The following is a 24401-nucleotide window of genomic DNA, read 5'->3' on the forward strand; positions in this document are numbered from 1 at the left end:
TTTGTAAATAACCAATGACGCGACTGCACACGAATGGACATCGCACCAATCTCAGCGCAATTACAAGCGGCTGCATCACTGATTCATGAGCAAACTCACAGCAGAAAGGCAGACGCTTACTTGTTGTGTGAAGAAACGCTTAATCTAGCAAGGGAATTGCACGATGATGCTGCTTTTATCGCCGTCGCCATTGATTATGCGCTCGTTATAGACCAGCAAGGCTACCCAGAGCGCAGCATCAACATCCTATATGAAGCACTTCAACTGGCGCAAAGTTATCACCTATTTCAGGAAGAGGGCCGCTTACTCATTGCGATTGGCCGCTCGGTTTATACCCGAGCCGAATATTCACTGGCGATCCAAGCTTGGGCACATGCACTTGAAGTTTCAGAACTCGCCCACGACCACAATACATGGGTTTGGGCGAAATTTGGGGTTGGTCAAGTCTATGACGCAATGGAAGACCACACCACCGCGATTGTCGTCCTCACGGAAGCAAAAAAACGCGCTGATGAATTAGGTAACAAAGAATTATTGATGCACGTTATTTTTAACCTAGGGGTTAATTTATACCGAGAGCAACAGTACTCATCAGCACTAGTGAACTACCAAATAGCACAACAATATGCCGTTGAACTCAAGCACGATGATGAAGTCGGCGAGCTTTATTTTCGCATGGCAGAAGTCAACCTTGCAGAAGATAGAATTGATTTGGCGTGGCAACAATTAGAACAAGCCGAAGCCATTTGCAGTCGAACACATCACATTTGGGCCCTAGCCAATATCAATATGACCCGTGCTGCTATTTTCGAAAAGCAGCACAATTTTGTTGCCTCTCATCATGAAATTAACATTGGAATTGAAAACGCGATTAAATCAGGCGCCAAGCACGTTTTGATGCGCCTCTATTTGGCGCAATCTGAATTAGCTGAAAAAGAAGGCAATGCAAAATTATGCTTAAGCGCCTATAAAAAAGCGAACAGCATTCATTTAGAAATTTATCCTAGCGATAAAAAACAACAAATTGCTGCACTAGAAGAAATCGCGGGAATCGCTGATAGCCCAGGTAAATTACTACTCGAGCTGGCGAATAACCCACAGTTAAGCAACCCACATTTGGATCAACTTGCCCAATTAATTTGCTCAAAATCAATTGAGATACTAAAAGTAGATCAAGCTAGTTATTGGACATATAGCAATAATAAATTTTTAAATATTTACAGACATAACAGCAGCCGAAACAACAAATGTTATGAAGAAATCACACCAAGTCAATACGCAATTTTTTCTCGCACCATGCTCAGTGGTGACTTAATTATTGCTCACAGCGTTCGTCACCACCAACTCACTTGGCCGCTATATTCTGACTACTTTGCTGCCCATGATGTTTTTTCCGCTCTCATCATTCCAATCAGAGCAGGTTCAGAAACCAGAGGTTTTTTGTGCTTTGAGCACCGCAAGCACCAACACAATTGGTCAAGCAATGAAGTTCAATACGCCAATCAACTTGCTATTGTGGCGGCACGCGGCATTAGCAATATCGACCTAAGCAATTTCTTGACTGAAATTGCTGATCTCAATGCCAAGCTTATCCAAAGCAATGATGCGCTCGAGCAGCGTGTCACCGAAAGAACCCAAGAACTCGCATCAGCCATGGAGCAGCTCATTCAGTCCGAAAAATTAGCTTCACTTGGCAATTTAGTCGCTGGATTTGCCCATGAACTCAATACACCGCTTGGCAATACACTAACCGCCTCCAGCACTCTACTCGAAAAAAATAATGAATTAATTGAACAAGTTAATTTAGGCAAATTAAAAAAATCATTACTGGATCAATACCTAACAGAAAGCTCTATGACAGCACAACTCATTGAACGCAACGCCAGAAGAGCAAGTAATTTAATTTCCAACTTAAAACAAGTGGCGGTCGACACCGCATCAAGCAAAGTTAGAAATTTCAATCTACATCAAATCATTAGCGAAACGCTAACGACTTTAAGCCCTTCGCTTAAACACAAGAATGTAACCATTGAAAATAACACCCCCAGCCATTTGCAACTCAATAGCTACCCAGGCTCACTTGAGCAAATCATTACCAACTTAATTAACAATGCAATTATTCATGCATTTAATGAAAATGAAAACGCGCAGATTTTGATTAGCGCAGAGGCTATCGACTCGCAAAACACTCGAATTACAGTAAAAGATAATGGCTGTGGCATTGGCGACTCGATCAAATCGAAAGTTTTTGACCCATTCTTTACTACCAAATTTGGCCAAGGAGGTAGTGGACTTGGACTTTATCTGGCCTATTCTTTAGCAACAGGCACGCTAGGTGGGCAATTACAACTAGAAAGCGCAGAAGGTTGTGGTAGTACGTTCATTATCACACTACCCAATCAAGCGCCCGCAGAACAAAATCAAATCAATGACTTGCATCGACACTAAGATGCGTTGATCGGCACAGCTAATCGAATGGCTTCACCAGTATTAGGCACAGACGCAGCCCTTAGGCGCTCAAAGTTATAACTCGTGAGTAAGCAAGGCTGAACATTGATCAAGTAATCTGCCGCCTCATTCAACGACATATTTTTGATAAAGTTAATTTTATCTGCAATAAAAAAAACCCGCTTTTGTTCACGCACCACCGGTAAAAAATCTTGTAGCAAACTACGGTTTGCTTCTCGCAGCAAATACCACGCCCTATCCTGTACAATCAGAACATTGAGCATCGCCCCCCAATAAAGTGGGCCAACCACTTTTTGCGGTGAGATTGCGATGATGGTACATAAGGTTTCCGGTGCGCATGCAAGCGTAGACAACTGGGCTACTGTACGCCCATCGCTTCCGAGTTGAATTTCTATGATTTCTTTATCCACAACACTCTCAACATCACTTACGTGAAAACCATCTAATCATGGTTTAGCGCCGTAAAAAATGCAAATTAAAGCTAAAAATCAATGACTTCAAATGCAAAAAAAATCACTCGAGTGGCTGCAGGCATTCTTATTAACGCTTCTGGCCAATTCTTACTAGGGAGTCGCCCGACTGGCAAACCTTATGCATGCTACTGGGAATTTCCTGGAGGCAAACTAGAGCAAGGAGAAAGCGCAGCAGAAGCCCTGTCACGTGAGCTCAAAGAAGAAATGGGCATCCAAGTCACGCAAGCCACGCCATGGATTACGCAGCGTTTTAACTACCCACACGCCGATGTGGAATTGCAGTTTTTTAAAGTCACCGCTTGGGATGGATTGCTGCACGGCCACGAAGGGCAAGCGCTCGCTTGGCAGAACATAGGCCAACTGAATGTTTCCCCGATCTTACCAGCCAACGGCCCTATTTTGCGTAGTTTGGCACTTCCTAGTCAGATCAATATTTCCAACGTTGCTGAGTTAGGTCTTCAAACTTTTTTGACTCAGCTAGAAGCAAAATGGGCTAAAGAAGCGGCATGGGTCTTAATTCGAGAACCACAACTATCATCAAGTGATTATGTAAAAGTGGTGAAATCCGTCCAACAAATCGCCCGCCCACATGGCGGTAAAATCATCATTCACCACGACATTGAGTTAGCGCGAAGTCTCAATATAGATTGCATTCATTTAACTAGCGCCCAACTGACTGCAATGGGTGAACGCCCTCAAGGAATGGACTGGGTCAGCGCGTCAACTCACAACCTTGCTGACTTGCAGCAAGTGGATCGACTAGGTCTCGATTTTGCTTTTCTGGGTCACGTCAATTCAAGCCAAAGCCACCCCAATCAAGCACCCCTCGGGTGGAATGAATTTGAGGCGTTGTGCCAACATGGTTGGCGCTTTCCTATCCTGGCAATTGGTGGTCAAAGCCCAGAGACATTAAGCACTGCACAACGACACGGCGGACATGGCATTGCAGTGCTACGTGCGGCATGGTTCTAAGGAGTTAAAGTCATGAAACAATCGCGAACGAAATTAATCATCATCCTGATTATCATCATTAATCTTGTCTTTACTGTTTCAGCATACAAACAAGGTTTATTTGATCGTTGGTTTACTAACAAGCCCAAGCAAATCATTAACATCAGCTGTGCAGATTTAAGTTTGGGCTGCGCCTTCAAAATTGATCAGCAAAGCTTTACCGTCAAAAGCGATCAAGCCATTAACACAAGCAAACCCGTTCACCTCACTCTGATCGGGCCAGCAAAATCGATACGACTCAGCTGGCAAATGCTGGGTATGGACATGGGCAGAAACTACTACAAAATGCTCAGCGATGATCAACAACAGTGGCGCGCCGAAACCATGCTCCCCATCTGCAGCCAGCAGCGACTGGATTGGCTACTCACATTTGATATTGATCAGGCCCAAGTTTTGATACAAACGCAATCAGGCGCCCAAAAATAGCACTGGCACTCTACGCTAGATCTTATAAGCTCAATCAACCCATCGGCCAATTTATAATTATGCGTGCACTTTTTCTACTACTCACCCTCAGCATTTGTACCTCTAGCTTTGCGGCCAAGGTCTACCAATGGCGCGACAGCAGCGGCAACGTATTTTACTCAGATCAACCGCCACCCAATGCCGCAGCCAAAGAGCGAACCATACGCCCTAACACGTTTAACAATGCAAGCGCGCCGACGAGCAAAAAGGACGCTACGGCAAACGTCCCGCAAGTGGTGCTGTGGATCATGCCACAGTGCGGCAGCGCCTGTGATGAAGCTGTCGCACTGCTCGATAGCCGCCAAATTCTGTACGATGTTAAAACCGCAGACCCCGCGAAAGAATCGACAATGATCGAATTTTTTAGTCTAGTAGGCACACTTCAACAACGCCCACCAGTACTGGTGATTGGTAAAGAGGTATTGAAAGAGTGGAATAGCGCAGCTTGGCATGCCGCGATTAGTAAAGCTGGCTTTGCACGGCCTAACGACAAAAAATAAGCTTTCCCACTCAAAAGCCAGACCAATTTGCCAACAATTACCGATCGATACTAGGGCTTCCGCCACTTGTGGCGACCTCATGAAACTGGACAATACTCTTTATGACAATTAAAAGAGTCCAAAATGTCCAAGCGTGCTAATTGGGGTTCAAAAATAGGTTTAATTCTTGCTGCGTCCGGCTCTGCCGTTGGTTTGGGAGCAATCTGGAAGTTTCCTTATGTTGCCGGTCAAAACGGCGGCGGCGTATTTCTCATCATCTACCTAGCCTGTGTATTAAGTATTGGCATTGCCATGGTTCTTGCTGAAATGAGCATCGGCCACATGGCAAAAAAATCAGCTACCACGGCCTATCGCAACCTCAAAGGAGGCTTGTGGCCATGGGCTGGTCGCCTTTCTGTGGTTTGTGTCTTCATTATTTTATCGTTTTACTGCGTGGTGGGCGGCTGGAGCTTGGCTTATTTATGGCGCTCCATCACCGGTGAAATCCTAACTCAAGACACCAAAGCACTTGGTAACTTGTTTAACTCATTCATTGGCGACCCAGTCCAAAGCATTGCCTATACAAGCGCCTTTCTCGCCGCCACGGTAGCGATTGTGATGGGCGGCGTGCAAAAAGGGATTGAGCGCACCAGCAAAGTATTGATGCCTGCACTGTTTATTTTGTTGCTGATTATCATCGCCCGCGTATTAACACTACCGAACGCCATCGATGGCGTGATGTATTTCATTACTCCGGACTTTTCAAAAATCAACGGCGCGATGTTGATCGAAGCAACGGGCTTAGCGATGTTCTCGTTATCGATTGGCTGCGGCACCATGATCGCTTACGGTTCTTACGTTGACTCAGAAACAAAATTGCCTGGCGCCACACTATGGATCTCTTTGCTCGCGGTATTGGCGTGTATTTTGGCTGGCTTAATGGTGCTGCCAGCGGTGTTTGCCTTCGGGATTGATCCATCAGCAGGCCCGGGACTGACATTCATCACAATGCCAGCGATTTTCTCGCAAATGCCAGCAGGGCAATTCTTTGCTATCGCATTTTTCTTATTACTGGTCTTTGCTGCGGTGACTTCATCTGTTTCACTGCTCGAACCCATCGTGGCGTTTTTGATGGATGAATTTGAAGTTGAACGCAATAAAGCCACTTATTCGATTTTTGCCGCCGTATTTGTCATGAGCATACCTGCTGCGCTTTCTTTTGGTGTGCTAGCGGACTTTAAACTCTTTGGTAAAAACCCATTCGACTTAATGGACTATGTCGCCTCAAATATCATGATGCCAGCGGGCGGATTACTGGCAGCGTTGTTTGTTGGCTGGGCGATTTGGCCGCGTATTCAACAGTCACTCACCGCGCAAGGCTCAACTGCCATCTTGCCGGCGTTCCGCACAATTTGTGCCGTGATTGCCCCCGTAGTGATTAGTATCGTGTGGATCCACAATCTGTAACAGCCAGTCAAAAGCAGCGAGTGCTATCATTGGCACTTGCTGCTTAAACACTGCTCCCGTGACGTCAAATAACTACACCATCAACCCAATTGGCTATATCCGCACTCCATTTGCCGATAAGTTCGGTATTCCACGCCAACCCAGTTTAGCGCCTCATGCCACTGGAACCTTAAAACTCATTGCCCCCTATAACCATGCCGACTGCGTGCGTGGCTTGGCCGATTTTTCTCACGTTTGGCTCAGCTTTATTTTTCACGAAGTCGCTGGACAGTGGTCACCTATGGTGCGCCCCCCTCGGCTTGGCGGGAATGAAAAAATCGGCGTATTTGCCAGCCGTAGTCCATTTCGCCCCAACTCGCTGGGACTCTCTCTGGTTCAGCTCGTAAAAATCGACACCCATCATGGTGTTACTTTGCATTTCTCTGGGCTTGATTTAGTCGATCAAACACCCATCATTGACATCAAACCTTATATTCCTTTTGTTGAATGCCAGACAGATGCCAAAGCAGGATTTGTGACTGGGCAACCACCTCGCCTTAACGTTGAGTTCAGTGAATTGGCCCTTCAACAAATCAGCAATGCGCCTTATGAAAATTTATTTGGGCTCATTACTGAAGTATTAGCCCAAGACCCACGCCCTGCTTATGCTAGCGACCCATACCGCACATATGGGATACGTATTTATCAATATGATATTCAATGGCGCTGCGATGGAAGCTCCGCCTATGTCCTCGCCTTGGAACTCGCTTAAACTATGAATTCATTCTTTAAATTCGGCCTCAAAATCAGCAGTACCATTGCCATACTGGGCTTGCTTTCGGCATGCAATAGCAACCCACCGCCACCGCCGATTGCCACGCCTAGCCCAACTAAGCCACCAGCCCAAGTTAAAGTCGGTCTCGCACTTGGCGGCGGTGCAGCCAAAGGCTTTGCGCATATTGGCGTCATCAAAATGCTAGAAGCCAACGGCATTAAAGTCGAAGTCGTTTCTGGCACCAGCGCAGGTAGCGTAGTCGGCGCAATGTACGCCAGTGGCATGGATGCTTTTGCCTTGCAAGAACGCGCATTTAGCCTGGATGAAAGTCAAATTCGCGACGTCAATCTACTCGGAGGCGGCTTGGTCAAAGGGCAAAAGCTGCAAGACTATGTCAATCAACTGGTGGGCAATAAATCGATTCAACAATTTCCCAAGCCTTTTTCTGCCGTTGCCACCGAGTTAGAAACGGGCAATCGGGTCGCATTTAACCGTGGCAATGCAGGTCAAGCAGTACGCGCGTCGAGCAGTATTCCGGGCGTGTTTATGCCGGTATTGATTGGCAATAAGAAATTTGTCGACGGCGGGGTCGTCAGCCCAGTCCCAGTTGACTCGGCCCGCGAACTCGGCGCGAACTTTGTCATTGCAGTGGACATTTCCAGCAAGGCCACGGGCACAGCAGCGACGAGTGCTTTAGGCATCATGAATCAGGCCGTTGTGATCATGGGGCAAAAACTCGGCGAACAAGAACTTGCTCGGGCTGATATCGTCATTCGCCCCAAAATTGGCAAAATTGGTGCCGCAGATTTTGACATGAAAAATGTCGCGATATTAGAAGGCGAAAAAGCTGCGCTCGCCATGTTGCCGTTGATTCGACAAAAAATGGCTGAAAAAGCCCTCGCTGGAAAATAGTCTTGGTATATAAACAGAGAGATTACAAACCAATTGCTAGATAACAATACCCAAAGAAAACTACATTTATGGGTCGATGCGGATGCCTGCCCTGTCGTCATCAAAGAAACAATGTTTCGCGCCGCCGATCGTTTGAGTTTGCCGCTGACGATGGTCGCCAATCAACTGATTCGCGTGCCACCGTCACCGAATATTCGTGCAGTTCAAGTCTCGCACGGTTTTGATGAGGCCGACCATTGGATTGTTGACCAGGTTCAGGCAGGCGATTTAGTCATTACGGCCGACATCCCGCTCGCCGCCCGCGTCATAGAAAAAGGAGCCTCAGCACTCAATCCGCGGGGCGAGTTTTACAGCCCAGAAAACATCCGTGAACGACTCAATATGCGTGACTTTATGGAAGAGTTGCGCGGAGCGGGCTTGCAATCGGGTGGCCCTGCCGCATTTAGTCAGAGCGACCGACAGGCTTTTGGCAAGGCACTCGACCGATTTTTAGCCAAACGCGTCAAAGCCTAGACTGAACGCCACTCTCAATTAGCGAACCTTTCGCGCCTTCACTAAGGAAAATCATGCCAATTTCAATGTACAGCGCTTCAGTTCCGGTTTTTAAACAAATGTTATTGGCGCTGGCCGACGTACTCGCCAAAGCAGAAGCCCATGCCAAAGCAAATGGCATCGACGCAGAAACACTACTGCAAGCACGCCTTGCGCCGGATATGTTCCCCTTGGTGCGCCAAGTGCAAATTGCCTGTGATTTTGCCAAAAGTGTTCCTGCACGTTTGGCGGGTGTCGAAGTGCCATCGTATGAAGACAGCGAACAAAATTTCGCCGAACTGCAAACACGAATTAGCAACACACTCGCCGTAGTTGAGGGCTTTAGCGCAGCGCAAATCGACGGCAGCGAAGACCTTGAAGTTGTTCTGCGAGCAGGCACGCCAAAAGAGAAAAAACTCAACGGCCAAACCTATTTGCTCAGCTACGGCTTGCCGCAATTTTTCTTTCACATCACCACCAGTTACGCCCTGCTACGCCACCATGGCGTAGAAATTGGTAAACGCGACTACATGGGTGCTTATTAATTAGCAGGGGTATTTGACGCTAGAAATTGATTTATGATGGCTAGCATCAAATACCCAATCATCCCTACACTCAACTAGCAGAAAACACATAAGTGCGGTACAGTTAGATCAATAGAACGATTGTTCAAGACTCCTACGTATGCAAATCAGCCAACTGCCGCCCGCACAGCAACAACGCCTCCTCAAACTCGGTATTAGCTCGGCCTTTGACTTGATATTGCATTTGCCGCTGCGCTACGAAGATGAAACCCACCTGTACAGCATTGCTGATGCGCCGCTCGGAAGCCCAGTCTTAGTTGAAGGTGAAGTACTCTCTTGCGAAGTGAACTACAAGCCGCGCAAACAGCTCAATGCGCGTGTTAAAGACGCGAGCGGCTCGTTGGTCGTGCGCTTGATGAATTTCTACCCCAGCCAAGCGCAGCAACTTGCAGTCGGCAAACGAGTACGACTGTACGGCGACATTAAGCACGGATATTTCGGCACCGAAATGGTCCACCCAAAAATCCGCGTTGGTGGCGAAGTGAGCTTACAAGAAGCACTTAGCCCGATTTATCCAACGACAGCTGGTATGTCGCAAGCGCAAATTGCGACTTTTATCGGCAAAGCGCTGCGCAGCACGCCCATGCCCGATACGCTACCCGAGTCGATTCTCGCCCCATTGAATTTGCCTGATTTTGCCAGTAGCGTGCAATTACTCCACGCGCCAACGCCTGATATTCCAACAGTATTACTTACCGCACGCACCCACCCTGCTTGGCAACGCCTGAAGTTTGATGAACTGCTGGCGCAACAATTATCACTGCGCTTGGCACGCGCGGTTCGCCGCGAAAAAACCGCCCCCAAAATCAAGCCCGATGGTCGACTTGCCGCTCAACTGATCGCCAACTTGCCATTTGGCTTAACCGGTGCACAAAAGCGAGTTTTGCTCGAAATCACCAAAGATTTAGCGCAAAAGCATCCGATGCAACGTTTGCTACAAGGCGATGTCGGCGCAGGCAAAACCATTGTTGCCGCTGTTGCCGCCTGTCATGCGATTGAAGCCGGTTTTCAAGTCACCATGCTCGCACCCACCGAAATTTTGGCCGAACAACATTATCAAAAATTATCCAGTTGGCTCGCCCCGCTCGGCGTGAATGTTGTTTGGCTCACGGGGAGCTTAAAAACCAAAGCCAAGCGCGAAGCGATCGCCGCCGCTGCTGATGGTAGCGCACAACTCTTGGTCGGTACGCACGCGATTTTCCAAGCCAGTGTCGAACTCAAAAATCTAGGGCTCGCGATTGTCGATGAACAGCATCGATTTGGCGTCGCACAGCGACTTGCCCTGCGCGAAAAAGGACAAAGCCCGCATCAACTGATGATGAGCGCGACACCGATTCCACGTACTTTGGCGATGAGCTTTTATGCCGATCTGGATGTGAGCGTCATTGATGAATTGCCACCAGGCCGCACGCCGATTGTCACCAAGCTCATATCCGACGCTCGCCGCGATGAGGTCATCGAGCGCATCGCAGCCAAAGTGCTTGAAGGTCGGCAGGTGTATTGGGTTTGCCCACTCATTGAAGAATCAGAAACACTGCAATTACAAACAGCCGTCGATACGCACGCGCAGTTATCCGAAGAACTGGAAGGCATCGCGGTCGGCCTACTTCATGGACGCATGAAACCTGAAGAAAAAGCCGCAACAATGGCGGCATTTCAGCGCAATGAAATTCAAGTACTGATTGCCACCACCGTGATTGAAGTCGGCGTTGATGTACCCAATGCCAGTTTAATGATGATTGAGCACGCCGAGCGCATGGGGCTATCCCAACTACATCAATTGCGTGGCCGTGTTGGTCGTGGCGCGCATGCGAGCTTATGTATTTTGCTCTACACCACACCACTGGGTGAAACTGCCAAAGCGCGCTTAAAAGTCATTTACGAAAATACCGATGGCTTTGAAATCGCAAGGCAAGATCTGCACATCCGTGGCCCAGGCGACTTGGCGGGCGTAAAGCAATCGGGGGTGCCGATGCTGCGCTTTGCTGATATTGAAAACGACGCTGACCTGCTCGAATTTGCCAGAGAGACAGCAGAGGCCATTTTGCAGAAGCAGCCACAGCTTGCACAAGCTCATCTAGACCGCTGGCTACCCGGCAGAGAAAGTCTACTCAAAGTCTAAGTCAACTTAATACCATTCAAGCAACAAACTTAAGTCATTGAACGTAAGGTAGTGCAAAGATTTGTGCAAACAGCATAAAATACAAAACTTCATATTGCTGCGATTGGCCTTAGATTTTGTACAACCTAAAATACCGCACCCTTTGCATTGCGACCGTGGCCATTTTGATTGCCGCATTTGCCTTAATTTTGAGTTATGAACTAAAAGCTCAAGGCATCCTCAAAGAATTCAACACACCAGAGCAGCTAGAAAAACTCAAAGCCGCACGCTCAGCCAATAAAGAATTCAGCTTTTTCGAACGCTCAATGCAAGACTACCAAGAACAGCCCAGCACCGAGAATCAAGCCAAGGTTCAAGCCACATATAAAGTATTTTCCGACCGTATTTACGACTACAAATCTGATGCCTTCCCCACTTTAAGTCGCAACAACCCGCAAGTCGAAAAGCACCTACCACCAATTGTTCGATGGCTTGATGCAACATCCCCTAAAATCAAGAACATTACACCTGAGTTAGTCGAACCGATCTTGCAATCTGCAGACCGTATGTCTCCACACCTACGCCAAGTGGTGAATGCTTTAGACAATCGTCACATGCAAATATTGGACGAAAAAAAAGCCAACGTCCTTGTTTTACTCAAAGAACGAACAGTATTAAATGTGGTTCTATTGGGTGCCATGCTGATCTTTTCTTTTGTGACTTTACGTACATTGTGGCGAAATCAAAAAACGCTAATAAAACTTAAAGAAGCAGAACAAAAAGCCCAATCTGCCAACCAAGCAAAAAGTCAATTTCTAGCCTCAATTAGCCATGAAATGCGTACACCACTGACCACTATTTTGGGTTACGCAGAATTGATCAAAAAAATGGATCATCAACCTAAAATTGAGCAAAAATACCTAGAACACATTATCCACGCTAGCAACCACCTACAAACACTGCTAGGCAATGTGTTAGACATGAGTAAAATTGAAGCGGGTCATTTCATTCTGAATGAAAGCTTGCTGGATACGCGCTTATTCATCAACGAGCTCAACGGCATGTTTGTCCCACTTGCCGAGAAAAAAGGGCTCAACCTCACCATTACCGCCGATAGCGACTTACCAGCAGGAGCCACTTTAGACACCGTCAAATGGCGACAAATCGTACTCAATTTATTATCCAATGCGATTAAATTTTCAGACGCAGGCGAGGTTCACTGCGCCTTATCGTGGAAGCCACGCCAAAACCAACAAATTGAACTCATTGCCACGGTAAGCGATCAAGGTTTGGGGATTAGCCCGTCTGAATCCCCATTAGTATTTAGCCCGTTTGAACAAACACAAAGTGGCATTTTCAAGGGCGGCACCGGTCTAGGCTTAGCACTGAGTAAAGAATTCGCTCAAAAAATGGGGGGCAACCTCAGCTTTGTGAGTCAAATTTATGCCGGCAGTACTTTCACCGCCAGCGCCTTAGCAACCATTGCAGAACTTCCGACAATCGCCCCTACAATCCAATCTCAACTCGACGGTTTGGTTATCCTCTTAGTTGAAGACCAAGATGTAAACCGCGAACTCATGCGGCAAATTCTAAACAATGCAAACGCGACCGTATTTGAAGCCGAAAACGGCAAAAAAGCACTCGAAGTATTAGCAAAATACCCACAAATCAATACGCTCGTCATTGACCGCAACATGCCTGAGTTGGATGGGATTGCTACGATTGAAGCGATGCGGCTGCAAGGTTACTTCTTACCCTCTCTGATGGTGAGTGCCGGTTTGCAACCAAGTAGCGAAGAAATTAAACGGATTGGATTGAATGGCTGGCTCGGAAAACCATTTACACAGCATGAATTACTCGACAGTGTTGCCCACATCAGCCAATCAGTGGATACCAGCTACAAAGCCATTACCCACGACAAAGACGCAAGCGATGAATTTGAAATCTCGCAATACTTTAACCCAGAAGCGCCAAATCGCTTGGGATTTAGCGTCGAGCGATTTGCGGTACTCAGCCAGAAAGGGTTAACACGAATCGATGAGATTTTACAGCAACTATCCTATACCAAAGACACAACAGACTGCTGTCGACTTGCTCACAGCGGCAAAGGGATTGCATTGCAAATTGGTGCCGACCGAATTGCTCAGCTACTCGAACAAATCGAAATCGCAGAGGGTTCTTTTAGAAATGAGCAATTAACTGAGCTTTTAACTGAAATGAAAAGCACCCACGAAGCCATTAATGAATACGGGCAGCAAACCCAATTTTTACCGCCTAAACACTAAAGCAATTTAGTTTGTTTTTCTACGCCACAGCCGCCAAGCCAACAAAACAGCCAAAACAACAGCATAGATAATCGGTTGAGTTAAATCTTTTTTGACCAACCACAGATAGTGAATTACCGCGAGTGGTGCAATCAGGTAGATCAGGCGATGTAAACGCCCCCAATTTCGCTTTAATCGTCTCATCCAGCCATTTGTTGAGGTTATGGCTAATGGCATCAGCAATAAAAACGCCGCGAATCCCACAGTAATAAAGGGGCGCTTGACGATGTCGTTCACAATCGCGTTTAGATCAAAAAACTGATCCAGCCAAATGTACGTCACAAAATGCAAAACCGCATAAAAAAACGCGAACAAGCCCAGCATTCGCCGCAGTTGAATTAATCTGCTCCAACCGGTGATTTGTCTGAGTGGTGTAATGCTCAAAGTTACCAACAAGCCAACCAATGCCCAAGTTCCTGATGATCGAGTGATAAATTCAATCGGATTAACGGAATCAGAAAATAACAAAGCTGCTCGTAGCAAAGGTAACAAACAAACGATAAAAACCAGCGGCTTAAGTAATTTGATCGCCCATTGTCCAACTATCGACTTACCACCCAGATGTATCTTAACCTGCTCATTGCTGTTATTAACCTGCATCAATATACCTAATTAAAAGTTTTTTCTTAAATCCATACCTGCGTACAAACTGGCCACCTGATCAGCGTATCCATTAAAAGGCAGCGTCGCGCGCTTTAAGATTTCACCAATTCGTCGCTCTTTTGCCTGACTCCATCGCGGATGATCAACAGCAGGATTTACATTGGAATAAAAACCATACTCTGATGGCGCGGTTAAATTCCAACTCGTGGCAGGCTGTGATTCTTGCAAGCGGATCTTAACCACGGCTTTGATGCTTTTGAAACCGTACTTCCAAGGCACAACTAAGCGCACAGGCGCGCCATTTTGATTGGGCAATACTTCGCCATACAAACCCACCGCCAAGATTGTTAGAGGATGCATTGCTTCATCGATACGCAAACCCTCGCGGTATGGCCAATCCAAAACACGGCTTAGTTGCCCAGGCATTTGTTTTGGGTCTTTCAAAGTTTCAAATGAAACAAACTTTGCTCTGGAATTAGGCTCGACTTGTTTGAGTAAACTCGCCAGCGGAATGCCCACCCAAGGAATCACCATCGACCAGCCTTCTACGCAGCGCAGGCGATAGATACGCTCCTCTAGCGCGGCAACTTTGAGTAAGTCGTCCAGGCTATAGGTCCGAGGCTTGCCAGCCTCGCCTTCGACCACAATTTGCCATGGTTTGGTTTTGAATTTGCCGGCATTTTCGGCAGGATCAGATTTGTCTGTCCCAAACTCATAATAATTGTTGTACGTAGTGATTTCTTTCAGGCTGCTGGGCGTGTCCTTGGTCGAAAACCTACTGGGCACACCTTTTAGCGAAGCCGAGGCTTCACTGGCCAGTAACAAGGCTCCAGCGGAAGCGGCCATAAACTCACGGCGATTTAAAAACACTGATTTGGGCGTGATTTCAGACGGCAAAATATCACTTGGTTGGCGGATCAACATATCATTCTCCTAAAGTACTTCATTAGTCGTTCGTGATCCGACCTTCTTTCATTGGAACATAAAAAAACCGTAAAGTTGCGCACTTTACGGTTTAGTTCTTTTAGGCTTACAGTATTACTTCTGGATCATTACCCATGCTGCAAGCATTTTAGCTTCAGCGGCAGTCACCGCATTCGGTGGCATCGGCACGGCCCCCCAAACACCTGAACCGCCCTTTTGAATTTTAGTCGCCAGCAAAGTCACGGCATCTTTATTGCCTTTGTACTTTGCAGCAACATCTTTGTAAGACGGGCCGACAATCTTTTTGTCGACCGCATGACAGGCCATACAATTTTTAGACTTCAATAAATCGTCAACAGGCGCAGCAAATGCACTTGCATTAATTAAAAGACCTACAGAGAGTACGGCAGCAAGCATTTTCATATCTAATAACTCCAAGTCAGCAAACTCAATTTCCGGCTTTTAGAATGGCACAGAAATCGCACTTTAGACACTGAGAATCATCAACTCTTACTAATTTCTTGAAAAAAGTGCAGCCCAATTTGCAATAAAGCGCGACAATATGGCTTTACTGCGTCTCGGCACGAGTTTTGCTCATGGATTACTTCCCTCTTTTTTTAAATCTAAAACAACAAGCCTGCATGATTGTCGGTGGCGGCGAAATTGCTGTTCGTAAACTACGCCTTTTACGCTCTGCCGGGGCCGACGTAACTGTGGTGGCGCCTGAACTTTGTGATGAAATGCTAGGCCTAGTCAAATCAGGTGAAGTGCGCTGGCAACCTGCAGAATTTTCACTCGCGCAAATTGCAGGCCAACGCCTTGTGATTGCCGCAACCGACCACCCAAGCGTCAACCAAGCTGTGTTTACAGCTTGCGAAGCTGCCGGGATTTTAGTCAACTCCGTCGATGACCCTGCGCACAGCCGATTTATCACGCCAGCGATTGTTGACCGTGCCCCGCTGACAATTGCCATTTCCACTGGCGGTGGTGTTCCGGTACTGGCGCGTCATTTGCGCGCGCAGCTCGAAGCGCTCATCCCGCATGGGTGGGGTGACTTAGCAAAATTAGGTAGTGAGCTACGTGATTTGTGCAAAGAAAAAATGCCCGACACCGCAAGCCGCCGTGACTTTTGGGAAAACGTACTAGCAGGCCCAATTCCCGACCAAGTTTTTTCTGGGCAAGTAAACGAAGCGCGTGAGCAATTGATTTTCGCCATCGAAAATCGTGCCTTGCAGAGCGAAAACTTAGGCGCTGTATACTTAGTCGGCAGCGGCCCCGGAAATCCAGATTTACTCACCTTTCGCGCTCTACGCCTGATGCAACAGGCCGATGTGGTGCTGTACGATAATTTAGTGTCGGACGACATCATGGAAATGGTTCGCCGCGATGCGGAGCGTATTTATGTCGGCAAAAAATCAAATAATCACGCGCTACCGCAAGAAGAAATTAATCAACTTTTAGTGCGCCTTGCTTTAGAGGGCAAAAAAGTACTGCGCTTAAAAGGTGGCGATCCGTTTATTTTTGGTCGTGGCGGCGAAGAAATCGAAGAGCTTGCCGAGCACGGCATTGCTTTTGAAGTGGTACCAGGGATTACTTCTGCTGCAGGCGCATCGTGTTATGCAGGTATTCCGCTAACGCACCGCGATTATGCGCAATCAGTTACTTTCGTGACTGGTCACCGTCGCGCAGGAGAAACCGATCTCGACTGGCCTCGCCTGGTTAACCCATCCGAAACTGTGGTGGTCTATATGGGCGTAGCACAATCTGGGTATATCGCTGAGCAACTTATCCATCATGGCAGAGCCAGTCATACCCCGATTGCAGTCATTGAGCGAGCCACAACAAATCAACAACGTGTCGTGACCGGTGAGCTTGGGCAACTCGCTCAACTCATTACAGAGAGCCATATCAAACCGCCAGCACTGATTATCATTGGCGACGTGGTCAAACTACATAGCAAACTCAACTGGCGATCAGAAAAAGGCTAGCTCATTACAAAGGGTGCCGATGTTTTCGGCGCTCGATATTTGGCAATCAAACACAGTGTAATGATGACAAACACCAAATTCGAGCTCGCTGAAAACACTAAAGCCCAACCGCGCCCGTTCGCCAAAACTTGAACCAAAGCATAGAAAGTCGCAATCAGCGATGAAACACTCCAAATTGCCCAAGACCCCAGAGAGACATTGCTGCTGGATTTAGAGGCATACATCAATTTCCATTGTGGGAGATAAGCCAGCAAAGAAAGGAAGCCAACGCAGAATTGTAAATAAGTCGCTCCTTCTAAAACTAATCGATTCATACTAAAAACTCCAAAACTGATTCTTTATTTCATATCTGATAATCGTGTAGCTGATTCCTCATCACTAATGAGGCGCCCTTTTCCAGAGCCTAAGCGCTGCGCAATATAAATACTACTATGCCCAGAGAACAAGTAAGCAACAACACAAGCTAATAATGCATATGGGGCAATTGCCGCACCAAATAGTTCAACAGCCATAAATGTACATGCCAGTGGCGTATTGGCAGCGCCAGCAAATACGGCAACAAAACCTAAGCCCGCCAATAATGGATATGGCATATCTAATATGGGCGCCAATGCATTACCCAAAGTTGATCCAATATAAAATAAAGGAGTTACTTCACCACCTTTAAATCCTGCCCCCAAAGAGAATGTCGTAAATAGAAACTTTAATGGTGCGTCAAACAATGATAATGGTTGAGAAAATGATTCAATAATACTTGGAACCCCTAAACCTATATATCGATATGCACCCGTGGTATAAACCAAGATTGAAAGTACCAAGCCACCCACAAATGGCCGCAAAGGTGGATAACTAATTTTTTTAAATTGATGTGCAAACCAATGGGTAGTTTCAGCAAAAAACTTACCGACCAAACCAAAGACAATACCGGCAACTAAAACAGCAACGATACCCTTGAGCGTCACCGTGGGGATGGATGAAATGACATAGTGGGTGTGATGCACACCCAAAGCACGAACCACCCAGTCACTCGTCAAGCTAGCGATTAAACATGGGAATAAGGCATTATTGCGCATCTTACCAAGAGCCAAGACCTCCAAGCCAAATACAGCTCCGGCCAGCGGGGTACCAAATACACCCGCAAAGCCAGCACTCATTCCAGCCATCAAAATGGCGCGTCGCCCTTCTGGACCACGCCGAGTCAAGAGCGCAACGCGATCGGCCAAAGTACCAGACATTTGCACCGCAGTACCTTCACGTCCGACCGATGCACCAAACAAATGCGACAGCACAGTACCTGCCAACACCAAAGGCGCCATCCGCAAAGGGATAACCGCTTTGGGATTATGCACTTCATCAATCAGTAAATTACTACCCGATTCGATGCCGCGCCCAAAGCGGTGATACAGCCAGCCCACACCAAATCCAGCGAATGGTAAAAACCAAATCAGCGATGGATTGGCCACGCGCGTGACAGTAGCCCAATCAAGCGACACCAACAAAACGGCGGAAGCAAGTCCGCCTAACATTCCAATTAGTACCGCCAGGGGCAACCAAATAGCCAAATCCAAAAAAGTCTGTCGATAGAAGCTAAAGCCTGACATCTGCGAAACCCAAATTAAACTACAAATTGATGTATCACTCTAAAAGCAATACTAAACAAGGCTTTGACAGCCATACACCTAAAAATACAGCCAAATACTCAGCACTAGCGGCAGTAAGAGTGCAGTAACAACCCCATTAAACCCCATCGCCAAACCTGAAAAAGCACCGGCGGTATCCGAGATTTGAAAAGCGCGTGCCGTACCCACACCGTGCGAAGCGAGCCCTAAAGCAAAACCTTGCGCCACTTCGTGTTTGATATTAAACCATTGATAAAGCGGAACAGCTAAAGCCGCACCACCCACGCCCGCAATAATGACCGCATTGGCAGTCAACGATGGTAAACCGCCGTGCTCTTGCGCCAAGGCCATGGCAATCGGTGTTGTGCACGACTTCGGGACAAACGACAAGACTGTCTGCCAATCAAGCCCCAAAGCTGACCCAATGATCAACACCGAAACCATACCCACCAGCGACCCAACCCCCAAAGCGATCAAAAGAGGCCAAAAATAAGCCTTCATTTTGGCTAAATTCGAATACAAGGGAATCGCCAATGCAACCGTGGCGGGCCCAAGCAATAAATGAATAGGCTGAGCGCCATGAAAGTACACATCATAGGGCGTATGTGTGAGCTGTAAGATGCCGATGATGAGCAATACTGAAATCAAAACAGGATTAAGCAAAGGAAAGCAGTTGGCTTGTTTATAGATTTTATTAGCTAGTAAATACGCCAAGCCCGTTACCGCAATCCACGTTGCAGGAAACTGCGCCAAATCGATTGAAAAGTTCATACGGAAGACTCCGGCTGCTTTTTCTGCCGACGCAACAAGAGAAAGTTCAACACCCAAGCTGTGACCAGCAATGTTACAAGGGTGGACAGCATAATCGTCACCATCATCGCAATGCCTTGCGCTTCTAGTCGATCACCTAGCTCAATCAAACCTACCCCAGCCGGGACAAATAACACCCCCAAATACCGCAACAAACCTTCGGATGCCAACGCAATTTTTGACTCAGCCCTGCCACGCACTACGCACCACAGGGTGAGTAGCAGCATACCTAAAACCACACTCGGGATAGGCAAATTAAATAATTGCCGTAGAAGTTCGCCACTAACAAGGGCAAGAAAAATAATTGATAAGCCGTACAGCATGGCAAAACCTAAATTTATTTTGAAATATGATGCCACTGTACTGCTTCATCACACGGATGCCTAGAGTAAGAAATAACATTCAAATCAAATACAGCAGCTTATATAGGGGTGATCTGTCAGGTTTTAGTATTTCCGCCCCACTATTTCACTAAACCCCGCACGCTTCAACAGGTGCACCCATTTAAAATGTACTCAGCGCTGAGCAAAAAAAGCTTTCCCAAGCAACGATGGTTTTCGATAAAATGAGCAGATGAAGATTGATACAAGTTCTTGCTTTCACTGCGCCGAGCCCTGCCCATCTGATAATGAATTGCATATTCGCTACCGCAATGCAGATCATGCAGTTTGTTGTGCTGGCTGCAAATCCGTAGCAGAAACCATTATTAGCAGTGGTTTAGATCAGTATTATGCCCAGCGTGAAAAACCTGCCGACCGCAAAGAACCACTACCCACAGAGCTTCGCGAGCAACTTTCTTTGTACGACGACAAGCAACTTCAAGCTGATTTCGTTCACCAAACTGGCGAGCAGAGCAAAGAAGCGGCTTTAATATTAGAAGGAATCAGCTGCGCTGCCTGTATTTGGCTGAATGAGCAACACATCGCCCAACTACAAGGCGTGCAATCGGTATCGATCAACTACTCAACATATCGAGCCCGTATTCGCTGGGATGACAGCCAAATTCATTTATCCACGATTTTGGAGCATATCGCAGCAATCGGCTATCGCGCACTCCCGTACGACCACGCCAGAGATGAAGTGAACTGGCAAAAACAAAGAAAATCAGCACTATTTAGACTCTGGGTTGCTGGCCTGTCGATGATGCAGGTCATGATGTTCGTTGTACCGATTTATTTATCAGCCGACGGCGAAATTGAAGACCTTTGGCTGACAATGATGCACTGGGGTAGTGCCTTACTCACCCTCCCCGTCGTGCTTTATTCTTGCTGGCCTTTTTACACCAATAGCTGGCGAGATTTAAAACATGGCCGCGCGGGGATGGATTTGCCGGTTAGTTTGGGTGTTTTAATCGCATTTTTTGCTAGCGTGTATGCCTTAATAGCGAATAACGGTGAAATCTACTTTGATTCGGTTTCGATGTTTGTATTTCTGCTATTAAGCGGGCGCTACTTAGAGCTCAAAGCGAGGCGTAATGCTGGCGCCGCTGCAGAAAAACTCGTCAAACTCGTCCCCACATTTGCCCACCAACTACATAGCGATCAAACGCTACATGAAACCGCCGTTGCTCGACTCAAAGTCGGTGATCGGATTGTGGTCAAAGCCGGTGAAATTATTCCTATCGATGGCTTGGTGCTGGATGGTCAAAGCGAAGTCAATGAGGCGATGTTAACGGGCGAATCGCTCCCCGTACGCAAAGTATCTGGCTCAAACGTGACCGCTGGTACGTCGAATTTATTGTCTCCACTCACCGTAGAGGTCAAGCTGACAGGAGCAGATACCCGTATTGCGGGCATGGTTCGAATTTTGGATCAAGCGCTAGAACAAAAACCTCGCTTAGCGGCGATTGCGGATCGGATATCGGGTTGGTTTGTTTTTGGTTTACTCATCGCAGCCGCCCTCACCTATTGGTACTGGCATCTGCACGACCCACTTCACGCGCTCCCCATTACCGTCGCGCTACTGGTTATTTCATGCCCTTGTGCTTTATCGCTCGCGACCCCAACGGCCTTGACTGCGGCTACAGGCCGTTTAGCGCAACTCGGTTTATTAGTAACAAGAGCCAATCTCTTAGAAACGCTCGCCAAAGTCACTGACATCGTTTTAGATAAGACGGGAACGCTCACTCATGGCGAACCTCGTATCGTTCGCACCGTTCCGCTCGCCATGGAAGCAGAGCCCGCATTAACTATTGCGCAAGCTTTAGAATCTCAATCTGAACACCCAATCGCAAAAGCCTTTGCCGCTCAGAACAAGCAATCCGACAATTCAGCAGCAACGGATATCCAAAAACACGCCCAAGGCGGGATTTCTGGCCGTATCGATAATCAGCAATACTGGATAGGCTCTTTGCAGTTTATTAGTGATTTATTGAACCAACCCATACCATATACTTTAACGCAGTATACGACTGAAGGCTCTATAATTGCTTTATCAGATGGAGATACATGGCTTACTGCCTTTGTGCTGGCAGATACTTTACGCCCTGACGCAGCAGAGCTGGTTCACAAACTGCATCAGTCTGGATTTAATGTGCATTTAGTATCGGGCGATCAACTCCACCCAGTCAATCACATTGCCAGTCAACTCAGCATCAGCAATGTCCGCGCTCATGCGACACCCGAAGCTAAAGTGGCGTACATTCAAACACTGCAAGACAGTGGAAAAGTGGTACTGATGATCGGAGACGGTGTCAATGATGCACCAGTACTCGCCCTGGCCAATGTCTCGATTGCCATGGGCGCTGGTGTTGATATTGCGCATGCTGCGGGCGATATGATTTTGCTAAACAACAATTTGGCCTGTTTACCAGCCGCGTTTAAGCTGGCAAAAAAAACACAGCGCATTATCAAGCAAAACTTATTGTGGGCACTACTCTACAATATTGCTGCGCTGCCTTTGGCTGCCGCAGGGTTTGTTACGCCGTGGCTCGCAAGTATTGGTATGGCGATGAGTTCTCTGCTCGTAGTACTCAATGCGCTTCGTCTTGTCTCCATACCTAAGAAAAAGAGCCAATAAATTGGAAAGCCTCTACCTACTCATCCCCCTATCGATTGTTATTGCCTTTGTGATTGGTTTTGTCTTTTGGTGGACCATCCGCAGTGGCCAACTGGATGATTTAGAAGGCCCTAGCTGGCGAATTTTGCATGACGATGACAAGAGCGAACTAAAAGAACATCACTTGCACGAAGAAAAGCAAAAATTTCCTGACTGAATGCCGCCCAACAAGGTAAAATCATACCGTTTGTAATTATGCACACTTGATTCAAATCAAGTGTGCAAGATACTTAGTTGCGTATAGTCCAGTATGTGTCAGTCTCACTTTTTTGTAGAATCTATACCTACTCAGGTTGCTAAAAAATTTGGCAAAGACCAAAACAGGCTAATCGTAATAAATAAAAAAGTTTTTAACTCAATTCCAAGCAGTTGGAGATCATTCGGAGCGCTCTAATGGAAAACCAAGCCACATACAATTACAAAGTGGTTCGGCAGTTTGCCATCATGACGGTCGTTTGGGGTATTGTCGGAATGTTAGTCGGCGTGATCATCGCCGCTCAAATGTTCTGGCCAGAACTCAATGTCGGCCAGTATTTTCATTTTGGCCGTTTACGCCCCCTTCATACGAATGCAGTCATTTTTGCATTTGGTGGATGTGGCCTATTCGCAACGTCGTACTATGTAGTTCAACGTACCTGTAATGTACGTCTTATCAGCGACAAACTCGCCGCCTTCCACTTCTGGGGTTGGCAACTGGTTATCGTTCTGGCAGCAATTACATTGCCACTGGGTTACACCCAAGGCAAAGAATATGCTGAATTGGCCTGGCCGATTGATCTATTGATTACTGTAGTGTGGGTTTGTTACGCCATCGTGTTTTTTGGTACGATCGCCAAGCGTAAAGTAAAACACATCTACGTAGCCAACTGGTTCTATGGTGCGTTTATTCTTGCTGTTGCCCTACTGCACATTGTAAATAGCATGGCACTACCAATCTTGGGCACTATGCAATCGTATTCAATTTACTCTGGCGCTGTAGATGCCATGGTGCAATGGTGGTACGGCCACAATGCAGTCGGCTTCTTCTTGACGGCTGGATTCTTGGGCATGATGTATTACTTCGTTCCTAAGCAAGCAGGTCGCCCTGTTTACTCATATCGCCTTTCTGTTGTGCATTTCTGGGCACTTGCTTTCACATATATGTGGGCAGGTCCGCATCACTTGCACTACACCGCCCTACCTGACTGGACTCAATCCTTAGGTATGGTGTTCTCTTTGATTCTACTGGCACCAAGCTGGGGCGGTATGATCAACGGGATTATGACTTTGTCTGGCGCGTGGCATAAATTGCGTACCGATCCAATCTTGAAGTTCTTGGTGACGGCCCTGTCTTTCTATGGCATGTCGACCTTTGAAGGCCCGATGATGGCCATCAAATCAGTGAATGCGCTAAGCCATTACACAGATTGGACTGTGGGTCACGTTCACTCAGGTGCTTTAGGCTGGGTTGCGATGATTACCATCGGTGCGATCTACTACCTGATCCCACGTTTGTTTAATCGCGAACAAATGTACTCAGTCAAACTGATTGAAGTTCATTTCTGGATGGCCACTTTAGGTACTGTGCTTTATATCGCTTCTATGTGGATTGCCGGTGTGACCCAAGGTCTAATGTGGAGCGCTGTGAATGCCGATGGTACTTTGACTTACGCCTTTATTGAGTCAGTTAAAGCGACCTATCCGTACTACTTCATCCGTTTCTTGGGCGGTGCTTGCTTCTTATCAGGCATGTTCTTAATGCTTTACAACGTTCTGCGTACCGTATCGATCGGCAAAGCCGTCGATGCGAAGATCCCAGCCGTTGCAGCGCACGCCTGATCGCGGAAGGAA

23 protein-coding genes are annotated in these 24401 nt (G+C 47.1%); 15 read left to right on the top strand and 8 right to left on the bottom strand.

All coding sequences use genetic code 11. From position 1 onward, the window contains the following. Positions 1 to 33: 33 nt before the first annotated feature. A complete protein-coding gene (locus K4H28_RS06855; RefSeq protein WP_221007628.1) occupies positions 34 to 2448 on the top strand; it encodes a GAF domain-containing sensor histidine kinase in 2415 nt (804 codons plus the stop codon). Here K4H28_RS06855 and K4H28_RS06860 read toward each other — a convergent pair. After that, entirely contained in the window at positions 2445 to 2879 is a 435-nt protein-coding gene (locus K4H28_RS06860; RefSeq protein ID WP_221007629.1) for a hypothetical protein, read from the bottom strand. The two genes, K4H28_RS06855 and K4H28_RS06860, sit on opposite strands and share 4 nt — an antisense overlap. A gap of 81 nt (positions 2880 to 2960) precedes the next feature. Between K4H28_RS06860 and K4H28_RS06865 the strand changes: the two genes are divergently transcribed. The 10 genes from K4H28_RS06865 to K4H28_RS06910 all read left to right on the top strand — a co-directional run bounded on the left by K4H28_RS06865 (position 2961) and on the right by K4H28_RS06910 (position 13531). Continuing rightward, positions 2961 to 3914: a Nudix family hydrolase gene (locus K4H28_RS06865; protein WP_255573647.1), complete on the top strand. Its 954-nt coding sequence runs from the start codon at positions 2961 to 2963 to the stop codon at positions 3912 to 3914. A 12-nt stretch (positions 3915 to 3926) separates the two neighbouring features. Continuing rightward, positions 3927 to 4379, top strand: coding sequence for a hypothetical protein (locus tag K4H28_RS06870; protein WP_221007630.1), 453 nt, complete (start codon positions 3927 to 3929; stop codon positions 4377 to 4379). A gap of 59 nt (positions 4380 to 4438) precedes the next feature. After that, the gene (locus tag K4H28_RS06875; protein WP_221007631.1) at positions 4439 to 4918 is read left to right on the top strand and encodes a DUF4124 domain-containing protein; all 480 of its coding nucleotides are present in this window, start codon (positions 4439 to 4441) and stop codon (positions 4916 to 4918) included. A 123-nt stretch (positions 4919 to 5041) separates the two neighbouring features. Then, complete coding sequence (locus K4H28_RS06880; RefSeq protein ID WP_221007632.1) at positions 5042 to 6364, top strand: sodium-dependent transporter; 1323 nt, start codon at positions 5042 to 5044, stop codon at positions 6362 to 6364. Positions 6365 to 6422: 58 nt separating this feature from the next. After that, a complete protein-coding gene (gene tsaA, locus K4H28_RS06885) occupies positions 6423 to 7115 on the top strand; it encodes a tRNA (N6-threonylcarbamoyladenosine(37)-N6)-methyltransferase TrmO (RefSeq protein WP_221007633.1) in 693 nt (230 codons plus the stop codon). A 3-nt stretch (positions 7116 to 7118) separates the two neighbouring features. Next, positions 7119 to 8030, top strand: a complete 912-nt coding sequence (locus K4H28_RS06890) for a patatin-like phospholipase family protein (protein WP_221007634.1) — start codon at positions 7119 to 7121, stop codon at positions 8028 to 8030. 33 nt (positions 8031 to 8063) lie between these two features. Next, on the top strand, positions 8064 to 8543 hold the full coding sequence (locus K4H28_RS06895) for a YaiI/YqxD family protein (protein WP_221007635.1): 480 nt from the start codon (positions 8064 to 8066) through the stop codon (positions 8541 to 8543). A gap of 53 nt (positions 8544 to 8596) precedes the next feature. Continuing rightward, on the top strand, positions 8597 to 9106 hold the full coding sequence (locus K4H28_RS06900) for a DUF1993 domain-containing protein (protein WP_221007636.1): 510 nt from the start codon (positions 8597 to 8599) through the stop codon (positions 9104 to 9106). Positions 9107 to 9245: 139 nt separating this feature from the next. Then, the gene (recG, locus tag K4H28_RS06905; RefSeq protein WP_221007637.1) at positions 9246 to 11267 is read left to right on the top strand and encodes an ATP-dependent DNA helicase RecG; all 2022 of its coding nucleotides are present in this window, start codon (positions 9246 to 9248) and stop codon (positions 11265 to 11267) included. Positions 11268 to 11422: 155 nt separating this feature from the next. Continuing rightward, positions 11423 to 13531, top strand: coding sequence for an ATP-binding protein (locus tag K4H28_RS06910; RefSeq protein WP_221007638.1), 2109 nt, complete (start codon positions 11423 to 11425; stop codon positions 13529 to 13531). A gap of 6 nt (positions 13532 to 13537) precedes the next feature. On the opposite strand, the gene msrQ is transcribed toward K4H28_RS06910, so the two are convergent. The 3 genes from msrQ to K4H28_RS06925 all read right to left on the bottom strand — a co-directional run bounded on the left by msrQ (position 13538) and on the right by K4H28_RS06925 (position 15520). Continuing rightward, positions 13538 to 14170, bottom strand: coding sequence for a protein-methionine-sulfoxide reductase heme-binding subunit MsrQ (gene msrQ, locus K4H28_RS06915; RefSeq protein WP_221007639.1), 633 nt, complete (start codon positions 14168 to 14170; stop codon positions 13538 to 13540). A gap of 12 nt (positions 14171 to 14182) precedes the next feature. Further along, a complete protein-coding gene (gene msrP / locus K4H28_RS06920) occupies positions 14183 to 15097 on the bottom strand; it encodes a protein-methionine-sulfoxide reductase catalytic subunit MsrP (RefSeq protein WP_221007640.1) in 915 nt (304 codons plus the stop codon). A gap of 114 nt (positions 15098 to 15211) precedes the next feature. Then, a complete protein-coding gene (locus K4H28_RS06925; protein ID WP_221007641.1) occupies positions 15212 to 15520 on the bottom strand; it encodes a c-type cytochrome in 309 nt (102 codons plus the stop codon). 173 nt (positions 15521 to 15693) lie between these two features. Between K4H28_RS06925 and cysG the strand changes: the two genes are divergently transcribed. Continuing rightward, positions 15694 to 17085: a siroheme synthase CysG gene (cysG, locus tag K4H28_RS06930; protein WP_221007642.1), complete on the top strand. Its 1392-nt coding sequence runs from the start codon at positions 15694 to 15696 to the stop codon at positions 17083 to 17085. On the opposite strand, the gene K4H28_RS06935 is transcribed toward cysG, so the two are convergent. The 4 genes from K4H28_RS06935 to K4H28_RS06950 form a co-directional block, all read right to left on the bottom strand. Further along, positions 17082 to 17399 (bottom strand): PQ-loop domain-containing transporter, encoded by a 318-nt coding sequence (locus K4H28_RS06935; protein ID WP_221007643.1) that lies wholly within the window; start codon positions 17397 to 17399, stop codon positions 17082 to 17084. The two genes, cysG and K4H28_RS06935, sit on opposite strands and share 4 nt — an antisense overlap. Before the next feature lie 24 nt (positions 17400 to 17423). After that, the gene (locus K4H28_RS06940; protein ID WP_221007644.1) at positions 17424 to 18686 is read right to left on the bottom strand and encodes a voltage-gated chloride channel family protein; all 1263 of its coding nucleotides are present in this window, start codon (positions 18684 to 18686) and stop codon (positions 17424 to 17426) included. A gap of 78 nt (positions 18687 to 18764) precedes the next feature. Next, complete coding sequence (locus tag K4H28_RS06945) at positions 18765 to 19475, bottom strand: LrgB family protein (protein ID WP_221007645.1); 711 nt, start codon at positions 19473 to 19475, stop codon at positions 18765 to 18767. Then, a complete protein-coding gene (locus K4H28_RS06950) occupies positions 19472 to 19873 on the bottom strand; it encodes a CidA/LrgA family protein (RefSeq protein WP_221007646.1) in 402 nt (133 codons plus the stop codon). Before K4H28_RS06950 ends, K4H28_RS06945 begins: the two co-directional genes overlap by 4 nt. 214 nt (positions 19874 to 20087) lie before the next feature. Between K4H28_RS06950 and K4H28_RS06955 the strand changes: the two genes are divergently transcribed. From K4H28_RS06955 to ccoN, 3 genes are all read left to right on the top strand, one after another. Beyond that, positions 20088 to 22532, top strand: coding sequence for a heavy metal translocating P-type ATPase (locus K4H28_RS06955; protein ID WP_221007647.1), 2445 nt, complete (start codon positions 20088 to 20090; stop codon positions 22530 to 22532). A gap of 1 nt (position 22533) precedes the next feature. Next, positions 22534 to 22728 carry a cbb3-type cytochrome oxidase assembly protein CcoS gene (ccoS, locus tag K4H28_RS06960; protein WP_221007648.1) on the top strand — a complete coding sequence of 65 codons (195 nt, stop codon included), beginning with the start codon at positions 22534 to 22536 and terminating at the stop codon, positions 22726 to 22728. Between the two features lie 236 nt (positions 22729 to 22964). Beyond that, positions 22965 to 24389 (top strand): cytochrome-c oxidase, cbb3-type subunit I, encoded by a 1425-nt coding sequence (gene ccoN, locus K4H28_RS06965; RefSeq protein WP_221007649.1) that lies wholly within the window; start codon positions 22965 to 22967, stop codon positions 24387 to 24389. Positions 24390 to 24401: the final 12 nt, after the last annotated feature.

Source organism: Deefgea tanakiae, assembly GCF_019665765.1.
Lineage (GTDB): Bacteria > Pseudomonadota > Gammaproteobacteria > Burkholderiales > Chitinibacteraceae > Deefgea > Deefgea tanakiae.